Source organism: Sphingomonas sp. CFBP 13603, assembly GCF_014892665.1.
Taxonomy (GTDB): Bacteria; Pseudomonadota; Alphaproteobacteria; order Sphingomonadales; family Sphingomonadaceae; genus Sphingomonas.
On record NZ_JADBIA010000016.1, the window covers coordinates 82,342 to 94,296 of the forward strand.

General features: G+C 65.9%; 11 protein-coding genes. 9 read left to right on the forward strand and 2 right to left on the reverse strand.

Going from position 1 to position 11,955, the window contains the following annotated elements; translation table 11 throughout:
- Nucleotides 1-35: 35 nt before the first annotated feature.
- On the reverse strand, nt 36-776 hold the full coding sequence (ubiG, locus tag IFR23_RS18780; protein ID WP_192977161.1) for a bifunctional 2-polyprenyl-6-hydroxyphenol methylase/3-demethylubiquinol 3-O-methyltransferase UbiG: 741 nt from the start codon (nt 774-776) through the stop codon (nt 36-38).
- A 52-nt stretch (nt 777-828) separates the two neighbouring features.
- On the opposite strand from ubiG, the gene IFR23_RS18785 reads away from it, so the two are divergent.
- The 9 genes from IFR23_RS18785 to pal all read left to right on the forward strand — a co-directional run bounded on the left by IFR23_RS18785 (nt 829) and on the right by pal (nt 9,461).
- Entirely contained in the window at nt 829-2,082 is a 1,254-nt protein-coding gene (locus IFR23_RS18785; protein ID WP_056054666.1) for an aspartate kinase, read from the forward strand.
- A 55-nt stretch (nt 2,083-2,137) separates the two neighbouring features.
- The gene (locus tag IFR23_RS18790) at nt 2,138-3,157 is read left to right on the forward strand and encodes an NAD(P)H-dependent flavin oxidoreductase (protein ID WP_244655793.1); all 1,020 of its coding nucleotides are present in this window, start codon (nt 2,138-2,140) and stop codon (nt 3,155-3,157) included.
- A gap of 438 nt (nt 3,158-3,595) precedes the next feature.
- Nucleotides 3,596-4,354 carry a hypothetical protein gene (locus IFR23_RS18795; protein WP_192977162.1) on the forward strand — a complete coding sequence of 253 codons (759 nt, stop codon included), beginning with the start codon at nt 3,596-3,598 and terminating at the stop codon, nt 4,352-4,354.
- 116 nt (nt 4,355-4,470) lie between these two features.
- Nucleotides 4,471-4,929: a YbgC/FadM family acyl-CoA thioesterase gene (locus IFR23_RS18800; protein WP_056487236.1), complete on the forward strand. Its 459-nt coding sequence runs from the start codon at nt 4,471-4,473 to the stop codon at nt 4,927-4,929.
- A complete protein-coding gene (tolQ, locus tag IFR23_RS18805; RefSeq protein WP_056053223.1) occupies nt 4,926-5,618 on the forward strand; it encodes a protein TolQ in 693 nt (230 codons plus the stop codon). Before IFR23_RS18800 ends, tolQ begins: the two co-directional genes overlap by 4 nt.
- 182 nt (nt 5,619-5,800) lie before the next feature.
- Nucleotides 5,801-6,238 carry a protein TolR gene (tolR, locus tag IFR23_RS18810; protein WP_056053220.1) on the forward strand — a complete coding sequence of 146 codons (438 nt, stop codon included), beginning with the start codon at nt 5,801-5,803 and terminating at the stop codon, nt 6,236-6,238.
- A 10-nt stretch (nt 6,239-6,248) separates the two neighbouring features.
- Nucleotides 6,249-7,286 (forward strand): cell envelope integrity protein TolA, encoded by a 1,038-nt coding sequence (locus tag IFR23_RS18815; RefSeq protein WP_192977163.1) that lies wholly within the window; start codon nt 6,249-6,251, stop codon nt 7,284-7,286.
- A gap of 206 nt (nt 7,287-7,492) precedes the next feature.
- Nucleotides 7,493-8,881: a Tol-Pal system beta propeller repeat protein TolB gene (gene tolB / locus IFR23_RS18820; RefSeq protein ID WP_446740927.1), complete on the forward strand. Its 1,389-nt coding sequence runs from the start codon at nt 7,493-7,495 to the stop codon at nt 8,879-8,881.
- 52 nt (nt 8,882-8,933) lie between these two features.
- Nucleotides 8,934-9,461, forward strand: coding sequence for a peptidoglycan-associated lipoprotein Pal (pal, locus tag IFR23_RS18825; RefSeq protein ID WP_192977164.1), 528 nt, complete (start codon nt 8,934-8,936; stop codon nt 9,459-9,461).
- A 418-nt stretch (nt 9,462-9,879) separates the two neighbouring features.
- Here the strand turns inward: pal and IFR23_RS18830 are convergent, their stop codons facing one another.
- Complete coding sequence (locus IFR23_RS18830; RefSeq protein WP_192977165.1) at nt 9,880-11,364, reverse strand: lipopolysaccharide biosynthesis protein; 1,485 nt, start codon at nt 11,362-11,364, stop codon at nt 9,880-9,882.
- Between the last annotated feature and the right edge of the window lie 591 nt (nt 11,365-11,955).

Consider the following 11,955-nt stretch of genomic DNA (forward strand, 5'->3'; position numbering starts at 1 on the left):
GGCCTTCGCCGGGGTGGTGTGAGAGGGGGCACGAGTCAGGCTTTTACAGCGGTCAGGAAGTAATCGAGGCTCGTTGAGTCGCTGAGCGCGAAGCCAGTGGCCGGCGAGAAGCTCAGCCCGCGCGTATCCGTGACGCGAAGCCCCGCATCCTTCAGCAACGCCGTCAGTTCCTCGGGCGTCAGGAACTTGTTCCAGTCGTGCGTGCCTTTGGGAATGACGCCGGCACCCTCCGCCACAGTGATCATCGCCAGCCGAGACAGCGGCGTACGATTAGGCGTCGACAGGATCAGCAACCCGCCCTCCGCCAACGTCCGCGCGAGACCCCGCACGAAGCCGGCGGGATCGCTCACATGCTCGATCACCTCCAGGCTGGTGACGAGATCGAACTGCCCGACCAGCCCCTCGACTCCCCCCGCGCGGTAGTCGATCTCCAGCCCGCTCTGCGCGGCATGGATCTCGGCGACCGCGATATTCTCCGGCGCCGCGTCGATCCCCGTCACCGTCGCGCCAAGCCGGGCGAGTGGCTCGCACAGCAACCCCGCGCCGCACCCCACGTCGAGCGCGGTCTTCCCCTCTAGCGGCGTAAAGGTCGAACCGTTGCCACCCCAATGCGCATCGACCTGCTCGCGGATGTAGCGCAGCCGCGGCGGGTTGAGCTTGTGGAGCGGGGCGGACGAGCCCTTCGGATCCCACCAGTCCTTCGCCATCGTGCCGAAATGCGCGGCCTCGCGCGGATCGATTGTTGCGTTCGTTGCGGTGTCGCTTGCCAGTATCATGCGCGCTACCTATCAGGGCCGCCGCTTCGACCCAAAGGGATTTGCGCTGCCAATGGCCCGTATCGTGATGAAATTCGGCGGGACGTCGATGGCTGGGATCGAGCGTATCCGCAACGTCGCCGCGCGCGTGAAGCGCGAAGTCGACGCCGGCAACCAGGTCGCCGTCGTCGTTTCCGCGATGGCCGGCGAGACTGATCGGCTGGTCGGCTTCTGCCGCGAGGCGTCGTCGCTGTACGACGCGAAGGAATATGATGTCGTCGTCTCGGCCGGCGAGCAGATCACGAGTGGCTTGCTCGCGATCGCTCTGCAGGCGGCGGGCTGCAAGGCACGGAGCTGGCTCGGCTGGCAGTTGCCGATCAACACGTCCGACGCGCACGGATCGGCCCGCATCGGCGAGATCGACACGGCCGCGCTCGACGCGAGCCTTGCGGACGGTGTCGTCGCTGTAATCCCCGGTTTTCAGGGCGTCGCGGACGGCCAGCGCGTCACGACATTAGGTCGCGGCGGCTCGGACACGTCGGCGGTGGCGATGGCGGCGGCGATGAAGGCCGACCGCTGCGACATCTATACCGACGTCGACGGCGTCTACACGACCGATCCCAGGATCGTGCCACGCGCGCGCAAACTGAGCAAGGTCACGTACGAAGAAATGCTGGAACTCGCCAGCGTCGGTGCCAAGGTGTTGCAGACGCGGTCTGTCGGCCTGGCGATGAAAGAGAATGTGCGGGTACGCGTATTGTCCTCGTTCGAGGATGGCGACACCAATGACGGACACCGCGGCACGTTGATCGTGGGCGAAGAGGAAATCGACGATATGGAACGCCAGCTCATCACCGGCATCGCGCACGACAAGAACGAGGCGAAGATCACCCTGACGCAGGTCAGCGATCGGCCGGGCTCGGTCGCGGCGATCTTCGCGCCGCTCGCGGATGCGGGGATCAACGTCGACATGATCGTGCAGAACGTCGCGCATTCGACGGGATCTACGGACGTGACGTTCACGGTGCCGGCGGCCGATCTCGCGCGCTCGCTCGACGTGCTCGACAAGGCGAAGGACGCGATCGGCTATGCGACGATCGTCCACGACACGCGCGTCGCCAAGGTTTCGGTCGTCGGCGTCGGCATGCGCAGCCATGCGGGCGTCGCCTCGACGATGTTCACGACTCTCGGCGAGCGCGGGATCAACATCCAGGCGATCGCGACGTCGGAGATCAAGGTCAGCGTGCTGATCGAAGAGGATTATACCGAGCTGGCGGTGCGCGTGCTGCATACGGCATACGGGCTCGATGCCGAGGATGCGGCTTGAGCTTGATAGATAACGACATGATCCCGGCAGGCGCCGGGACGACGGGGATGGATGCATGACGATCGGTACTGAGCGGCTGCAACGCCGGATGGCGCGCGGCGCCGCGTTCCTTGGGTCGGAGGTCGCCATTCTCGGCGGCGCGATGTCGTGGGTGAGCGAGCGTCACCTCGTGTCGGCGATCTCCAACGCTGGCGGGTTCGGCGTGATCGCGTGCGGCGCGATGACGCCCGCGCTGCTCGATACCGAGATCGCCGCGACCAAGGCGATGACGGACAAGCCGTTCGGCGTGAACCTGATCACGATGCACCCCGACCTGTTCGAGCTGATCGCGGTCTGCGCCAAGCACAAGGTCGGCCACGTCGTGCTCGCCGGTGGCCTGCCGCCCAAGGGCAGCATCGAGGCGATCAAGGAGACGGGCGCGAAGCTGATCGCGTTCTCGCCCGCGTTGGCGCTGGCGAAGAAGCTGATCCGCAGCGGCATCGATGCGCTGGTGATCGAGGGCATGGAGGCCGGCGGGCATATCGGCCCGGTTTCGACCAGCGTGCTGGCGCAGGAGATGCTGCCGGAGATCGCCGAGCAGGTGCCGGTGTTCGTCGCCGGCGGGATCGGCCGCGGCGAGGCGATCGCGGGGTATCTCGACATGGGTGCGGCGGGCGTCCAGCTCGGCACGCTCTTCGTGTGCGCGACCGAATCGATCGCGCACGCCAATTTCAAGAAGGCGTTCATCCGCGCGTCGGCGCGTGATGCGATCGCCAGCGTGCAGATCGATGCGCGGCTGCCGGTGATCCCGGTCCGCGCGCTGAAGAACGCGTCGAGCGAGTTGTTCACCGCCAAGCAACGCGAAGTCGCCGGGCATCTCGATGGTGGCCGCGTGGAAATGGCCGAGGCGCAGTTGCAGATCGAGCATTACTGGGCGGGCGCGCTGCGCCGCGCGGTGATCGACGGCGATGTCGAGCATGGCTCGGTGATGGCGGGCCAGTCGGTCGGCATGGTCAAGCGCGAGGAGCCGGTCGCGGACATCATCGGCGGGCTGATGGCGCAGGCCGCGGCGGCGCTGGAAGCGCGCGCGGTTTGAGGCGGTACTGATCCTCCCCCGCCAAGGGGAGGTGGTAGCCCGTTTGGGCTGACGGAGGGGGAGGTAAGGAAAAACCTCTGTTCCGTGTCCTCCCCCTCCGTCGCCTCCGGCGCCACCTCCCCCTGGCGGGGGAGGATCGAGAGGACGACGTCTTTTGAGTATTCATCCAGCACCACCCCGGCGGCGGCCGGGGCCCAGTTGGGGGACGTCGCTGACTGATGTCGCGCTCCGTTACTGTGACCTTTCCAACTGGGCCCCGGCCTCCGCCGGGGTGGTGGAGTAGCGGGTGAGGTTCACGCGGCATCACATCCCTCGCGCCAGCGCGAACCCCCATCCCCGTCCCCTCTCCACTCGCCGCAAAGCGCGTACGGCTTACGTCTCGTTAACCTAATCCCCGCCATAGAGTGTCCCGTCGGGGGACGTCATGAGGTGGTTGCGATGAGTCGTCGGTTTGCTTTGCTGTCCGTTACCGCGCTGGGCCTGCTGGCCGGTTGCGCACAGAAACCACGGACCGTCGCGCAGGTCGCGCCGCCCGTGATCATGGTGCCGGTGCCTGCGCCCGCGATGCCGAAGGGCGCGTCGCCGACCATCGTCATTCCGGTCGCGCTCGCCGACGGCACCTATCCGACGCCGAATCGCAACCTGACGACGTCCGCCAAAGTCTGGCACCTCCGCGCCGCGCTCAACGTCGCCGCGCTGGCGTGTCGCGGACCGCAGGAAGTGGTGATCGTCGCGGGTTACAACGCGCTGCTGTCGGCGCAGAAGCCGGTGCTCGCCAAGGCCGAGGCGACCTATGCCAGCGAATACAAGTCGGGCGGCGGCGACTGGCAGGATCGCTACGACGATTCGATGACGCGCCTGTACAACTTCTTCTCGCAGTCGCCGGCACGCGATGACTTCTGCTCCGCGGCTGGCACTGTTCTCGCCCAGAGTGCAGGCCTGACCGCCGAGGCGTTGCCTGCTTTTGCCGCGCAGAACCTGCCGGTGCTCGAGCGGCCGTTCACCGATTTCTACCGCGCGGTCGATGCGTGGCGCGGCCGCACCGTGCGTCCGGTCCAGCCGCAGCTGATGGTCTCGCGCCAATATGCCTCGAACATGCCGGTGCAGACGATCACGCAGGCGCGGCTCCAGCCGATCTCGCAGCCGGTACCGCCCGCACAGCCACGCCTGAAACTCGACGCCAGCGTCTTCCAGTAAACGAACTGTAATCCTCCCCTTGGCGGGCGAGGATCGGTAGGTCCGTCACGTCCGCCCAACGCGTTCTCACAGCAAAGCTTGGCTTCCCTGCAAAGACTGGGTTAACAGCCGCGGGAATGGCTGAGGTTTCAGATCGTCCGGCGGAAGGCCGCTTCGAAGGGCGCGAGCACCGGTTTCCGGTGCGCGTCTATTTCGAGGACACCGATCTGTCGGGCGCGGTCTATCACGCGAATTACCTGCGCTATATGGAGCGTGCGCGGTCGGACATGTTGCGGGTCGGCGGGATCGACCAGCGCGCGACGTTCGAGGCGGGCGAGGGCTCCTACGCGATCGCCAGCGTCGCCATCCGCTACGCCGCGCCGGCGAAGCTCGACGACGCCTTGCTGGTCGTCTCGCGGATACGCCGGGTCCGCTCGGCCGGGGTCACCATTCATCAAAGGGTCATGCGCGACGGGCTTGTCTTGGCCGAGGCGGACGTGGTGGCGGCATTGGTCGCTCCCAATGGCCGCCCACGCCGCCAGCCGCGCGCCTGGATCGATATCTACGAACGCCTTGTCTGGCAGGGGGAAGCATGAATCCGGTGTTGACTATGGATAGCGCGACGCTGTCGCCGATCCACTTGTTCCTCCAGGCCGACTGGGTGGTGAAGGGCGTGATGATCGGGCTGCTGCTCGCCAGCATCTGGACCTGGGCGCTGATCGTCGCGTTCTGGCGGCGGATCGGCAAGACGCGGAAAGGGATGACCCGGTTCGAACGCGATTTCTGGAAGGCGGAGGATATCGACGTCTTCTACAAGGCGGAGGGCGAGAACGACCTGCCGTCGGCGCGCGTGTTCGCCGCCGGCGTCACCGAGTGGCGGCGCTCGACCGCGGGCGGCACGATCGACAAGAGCGGCACGCGCGAGCGGCTGGCGACCACGATGGGCGCGGCCGTTGCAGGCGAGATCGACAAGCTGTCGGATCGGCTGAACGTGCTGGCAACGGTCGGCTCGGTCGCGCCGTTCGTCGGGCTGTTCGGGACGGTGTGGGGAATCATGCGGAGCTTCACCAGCATCGCGGCGGCGCAGAACACGTCGCTCGCGGTGGTCGCGCCGGGGATCGCGGAGGCGTTGTTCGCCACCGCGATCGGCCTGTTCGCGGCTATTCCTGCGGTGATCGCGTACAACCGGTTCTCGCACGGCATCAATCGGATCGAGGCGAGCCTGAACCGGTTTGCCGACGGCTTCCACACGACCTTGAGCCGCCAGCTGGACGGGTCGCGATGAGCGCGACGCAAATCCTCCCCGGCACGGGGAGGGGGACCGCGACGCGCAGCGGCGTGGTGGAGGGGGTTCTCCACGTCGCACGGCGTCCGTTGAACGAGGCCCTCTACGCACCACAGCATATGACGCACGCCCCCACCACCAGCTTCGCTGGTCCCCCTCCCCGCGTGCGGGGAGGATTTTAGGTGGCGATGAACCTTCCTTCGTCGCGGGGTCGCGGTCGTCGCGCGCCGATGGCGGATATCAACGTCACGCCGCTGGTCGACGTGATGCTCGTGCTGCTGATCATCTTCATGGTGACTGCGCCCTTGATGACCGCGGGCGTGCCGGTGAACCTCCCCGACGCGCGTGCGAAGGCGCTCGACCAGGAGCAGAAGCCCGTCGAGATCTCGATGGACGGCACCGGCGCGCTGTTCATCGATAAGGATCAGGTTACGGATGATGCGCTGCCGGTGCGACTTGCGGCGATCGCCGCCAGCCGTGCGGTCGGTGACGAGCCGCAGGTGCTGCTGCGCGCAGACCGGAAGCTCGATTACGGCCGCGTGATGCGCGTGATGGGCGAACTCAACCGCGCTGGGCTGAACCGCGTCGCGCTGGTGACCGTCGAGGGCAACCAGAACTGATGGCTGGCTGATGGACCGTTCGGAGAAGATCGGCCTTGGCGTCGCGGTCGTCGGGCACGTCCTGCTGTTCGGCGCGCTGTCGCTCGGCTTTCTCGGTGCGCCCGAACTGCCGAAGAAGATCGAGCAGCAGCCGATCGACGTAAGCCTCGTGCCCGACGTCGCGCTGGAAGCAACTGCGCCGCAATCGGTCGAGACGCCGGCGGAGTCGGTCGCGCCGGACGAGGGTGCGCCCGAGGATGCCGCGCCGCCTGCTCCGGAAGAAGCCGAGCCCGAGCCGAAGCCCGATCCCGTGCCGCCTGCGCCGCAGCCCAAGCCCGCCCCACCGAAACCTGCGCCCAAGCCGCAACCGGCACCCGAGCCGAAGCCTCAACCCAAACCCAAGCCCGCGCCGCCGAAACCCGTCGCAAAGCCCGCGCCGGTCCCTAAGCCCGTCGTGAAGTCACAACCCAAGGCCGAGAAGGCGCCACCCGCCAAGGCTGCGCCCGCGAAGTCCGCGCCGACCAAGGCTGCGGCGAAACCGAGTGCCGCGCCCGCGAAAACGTCGTCGTCCGCGTCGTCGGCCAAGCCCGCCAAGGCATCCTCGACCAAGGGCAGCGGCTCGACCGCCGAGGCCAAGACCTCGCGGCCACGCGGGTCGCGGCTCGGCGACAATTTCCTGAAAGGTCTGTCGGCCGATCCGTCACCGAGCAAGTCGGAAGCGCCCAAGGCGGCCAAGCTCGGCGCGCAGGCGGCGGCGAACATCGGCTCGGCGATCCTGCGGCAGGTGCAGCCCTGCGCCAACCGCCAGGTCACGCCGGGGCCCGGCGCCGAGCGGATCCGCGTGACGATCAACCTGAAGCTCAACCGCGACGGCACGCTGAAGTCGCGGCCGACGATCAGTGGTCATGCCGGCGTCGACGACGACAACCGGCGCTATGTCGACCGCGTCGACGATCTGGCGATCGCGACCTTCGTCGGGTGTTCGCCGCTACGCGGTTTGCCCGACGACCTGTATGACGTGCAGAACGGCTGGAGCAATTTCAGCCTGCGCTACAAACTTCCCGGCTGAGGATGTCCGTTATGACTCGATCGATCCTGGGGTTTTTCCCTTTACCGCTATCGCTGACCCAGCTTGCCCGCCACCCCGGCGAAGGCCGGGGCCCAGTTGGAAAGGTCGATGTAACGATGCGCGGAACTCACTCAGCGGCGTCTCCCAACTGGGCCCCGGCCTCCGCCGGGGTGGGGCGTCTGGCTAGTGGGCGTGTGGCTCGATCGATTCTTGCGTCGGTTGGGCTGCTGGCTTTTGTATCCGGTGTAGCCAGCGCGCAAGACGCACCAGCGTCGGCACCCCAGCAAGCCCCCGCCGATCCGGCCGCGCAAGCCCCAGCAGGCGATCAGTCCGGTGGCCTCGTGGTCGACGTCACCGGCGGTATCTCCGCACCGATGCCGATCGCGATCCCCGTCATGCCGACGTCCGCCGTCGTCTCCACCCCGGCAGGCTCCACCGACGTGCTCGGTCGCCAGCTCGCTGACATCGTCACCAACGACCTTCGCAACTCAGGGCTCTTCACGCCGCTGTCCCCCGGCCAGCTCCGCCCGATCACCTTCCCCGAAGTCACGGCCCCCGGGTTCGATTACTGGGGCAGCACCGGTGCGCAGGCACTCGTGCAGGGCTTCATCCGCGCCAACGGCGACGGCAATCTGACAGTAGGCTGCTACCTCTACGACGTGTCGTCGAAGGCCGAGCTGACGCGCACCGGGTTCGTCGTGCCGCCATCGGACTGGCGTCGCGCAGGGCACAAGTGCGCCGACATGGTCTACACCCGGCTTACCGGCGAGGGCGCGTATTTCGACAGCCGCGTCGTCTATGTGTCCGAGACCGGCCCCAAGGGCCGCCGTATCAAGCGGCTCGCGATCATGGACCAGGACGGCGCCAACCACCGCTTCCTGACCAACGGCCAGTCGATCGTGCTGACGCCGCGGTTCGCGCCGAATCAGCAGTCGATCGTCTATATGAGCTATCTCAACAATCGCCCGGCGATCTATGTCTACGATATCGGCTCGGGCAAGCAGCGGCTGGTGGTGGCGAACGCGAACCTGACGTTTGCGCCGCGCTTCTCGCCGGACGGTCGCAACATCCTGTTCTCGATGGCGCAGGGCGGCAATACCGACGTCTACCGCGTGTCGTCGCAGGGCGGCACGCCGCAGCGGCTGACCAACTCGCCGGGGATCGACACCGGCGGCAGCTATTCGCCCGACGGCTCCAAGATCGTGTTCGAAAGCGATCGCTCGGGTGGTCAGCAGATTTACGTGATGAACGCGGACGGCTCGAACCAGCAGCGGATCAGCTTTGGCGGCGGGCGTTATGCGACGCCGGTGTGGAGCCCGCGCGGCGACCTGATCGCGTTCACCAAGCTCGGCGGCGGCTTCCGGATCGGCATCATGAGCCCCAGCGGCGGCGGCGAGAAATTGCTCACCAACGACTGGCAGGACGAGGGGCCGAGCTGGTCGCCGAACGGTCGCGTGATCAACTTCTATCGCTCGGGGCGTGGCAGCGGCGGCAAGGCTGACCTCTGGTCGGTCGACCTGACCGGCGTCAACGAGCGCAAGATTCCGACGCCGCTCGACGGCTCGGATCCGGCATGGGGCCCCTTGCGGCCCTGAACCTGCTATGGGGGCATAACGGGGAAACGTGATTTTCTACGGGAGACTATCTATGTCGAAGCTTTCCAACGTCTTGCTTGCGTGTACCGCGCTGATCGCCGTCGCCGGCTGTGCGAAGAAGCGTCCCGAAGTGCTGCCGCCCGCACCGGTCGACAACAACGCGCCGGTCGATCCGAACGCGGGCCAGAACAACGGCAACGTCGGCGGCGCGATCGTGCCGGGGTCGGACGCCGACTTCCAGCGCTCGGTCACCTCGAACACGGTGAATTTCGGGCTCGACATGTACGACATCGATCCGACCGCACGCGCGATCCTCGACAGCCAGGCACAGTGGTTGGCGAAGTTCCCGAACCAGCGCATCACGATCGAAGGCCATGCCGACGAGCGCGGCACGCGCGAATACAACCTCGCGCTCGGCGATCGTCGGGCGAACGCGACCAAGAACTATCTGGCTGCGAAGGGCGTGTCGTCGTCGCGGATGACGACGATCAGCTACGGCAAGGAGCGCCCGGTGGCGATGGGCTCGGACGACCAGAGCTGGGCGGCGAACCGTCGTGCGGTCACGGTAGTGCTGAACTAGGGCGTTTCCTCGCAAAGCGCGATAACATTGGAATCGAGGTGATGCTGGGTGCGTAAGACATCGCCCACATCACCTCGGCCGGTTTGCAGGCGTTTCGCGGCGATCCAGTACGGAGGGTGCGTTGGCCATGAGGACGCGATGCCTCGGCGTACCCGGTCAGGCGTACGAGCAGGGACATGGAATGGACCGCTCCGATATCCTCGACGCCAAGGAAATCGTCCGAAGGACGGGGCGATCTCGATCATCGGCGATCAAAACTCGCTATGGCCAGCGCAATGCGCGCAACCCTTGATAGGTTTTGGGCAGCCGTGGCTTGGCAGCTTCGGGAGGGGCCAGTGATCTCGCCCGGCCAGCGATCCGCGCCGAACCCCGCTACCGAATGATCATGGCGCTCTATCGCTCGTGCTTTCCTGGTCTCTCACCGGTTGTCTGCGCACCACGCCATCAGATCGCGTATCGCCGGCCGTGAGAATACGTACAGCCAGGCGGCATAAATCGAGGCGCCTGCCATGACGAGTATCGTCAGTCGCAACGGAACACCCAATGGTCGTATGCCGCGGTCGATCAGTCCGACGATCAGTGCCATCGCGATCGCTGCCAACGCAGGGGGGGCCACGGCGCGCGCAAAGTCGCGCAGGGACACGTCGATGACGGGCAGAGTCCGCCACGCGCTGATGCCGAGATAAACGGGATACGCCGCGATCCACGCGGCGCCCAGGCCGATCGGTCCCCACTGCGCGCCGGCCAGGAACGCGATCGTCAGAATCATCGCTCCAACCGCGCCGTTCTGTACACCGATCCCCGGTCGTCCGCACGCATCGGACGCTGGCACCAGCAATATCTGCAGCGTCATGAACGGCATCGCGAGTGCCAGCAGTCGAACCACGGGCGCCATCTCGTGCCATTTTTCACCGAGGATGGTCAGCACGAGCGGTTCGGCGGTCGCGGCCAGCCCCATATAGACCGGCATCGCGACGATCATCACCATCCGCAGGCCTTTCACGAACGCGCGGCCGATCGCACCCGGCTCGTGATGCATCCGTGCATAGGCGGAGAACGCGACTTCGTTCAGCGGCGGCACGAACTTCGCGACGAAGATCTGCGCCAGGAACAGACTGGTCGTATAGATGCCGAGCATATGGGCGGAGAAACTACGCCCGGCGATGGCCACGTCGGCTTGGCTCTGGAGAAACAGGCATAGCTGCCCCGCGGCCATCATGCCGCCGTACCGCGCGACCGGTCCCGCACCCCGAAAGTCGAAACTCGGCCAGACGAGCGACCGTGCGCCCCACGTCATGATCGCCCCGCGGATGACGAACAGGACGATCGGCGCCAGCACCAGCGTCCATATCCCGAGCCCATAGAGCGCTCCACCCAGCGCGGTGATCGCAGACGCGACCGACGCAGCGACGTTCGCCTTGGCCTGGTGGCGGAAATCCATTGCCCGTGCGAGCAACGCATAGGGCAGCACGATGAACGGCGTCGTCAGATGCAGCACGGCCTGAACGCGCAGCATGTCGCCGACGATCGGCTGCCGGTAATATGCGGCAGCCCAAGGAGCGAGCGCCAGTTGACCGATGGCCAAGGCAAGGTTGAGCACGATCAGCATGCCGAACAGCTGGCGCACGTCGCGGTGTTCGACGGTCTTTTGTCGGATCAGCCCATTGGCGAGCCCATAGCCGTCGAGCATTGCCAGGAACGCGATCACCACCTGACCCATCGCGAACAGCCCGTAATCGGCGGGTACGAGAATGCGGATTACCGCAAAGGTGGCGGCCCACTGGATGAGTTGCGCGACGATCTGGCTACCCGAGCGCCACAGGAGCGCCGTCCGAATTTGTCCGGGCAGCAGGCTTTCCGCGGATCCGGCGCCGCGAACTGGGGGGAGGTCGACGGTGTCCATCGTATCGTCGGTATAGGGCGTCGGTCTTCACAAGCGCTTAAGCGCGACGCGTATGCTCCATATCTCCGGCTTACGAGGTCGGCCTTGAGCGATAGGGCAACCAGCGTTCCCGTATCCGTTGGCAGCGGATTGCCATCAGCACCGATTCCAAGGGCATGGGCGTCACAAACGCGTCAGCCGGCAAAAATTGCCACAAATGTGAAAGATTGTGTTTGACGCGAATCGGAAGCGCCCCTAGAGGGGTGTCACCGCAGCGAACGGCCACACGGTCTGGACGCAGCGGTCGCAAAAAACCGGATGCTGCAAGCTTCTTCTACGGGAGGGTTATGCGAGTGTCGGTATTTTTGTCGGCTCTTTGACATTGTAGGTTAAGATGAAGGGACATGTGGGCGGCGGCTTGCGGTTTCTGGGGTCCTCAAGGCTCCGGAGTATCGTTTAAAGCTAAGTCGTTCTCATATGTCCTTCACATATTCCATATGTAATCGACGGTTGTTACGGTTTTCGGACTGTGGCGATCGTCTGAATGATATTGTGCAGAGCGGCTCCTTGAGATGAGCTGGTTGATCGTGGAATTCCACTGCGATTGGCTGG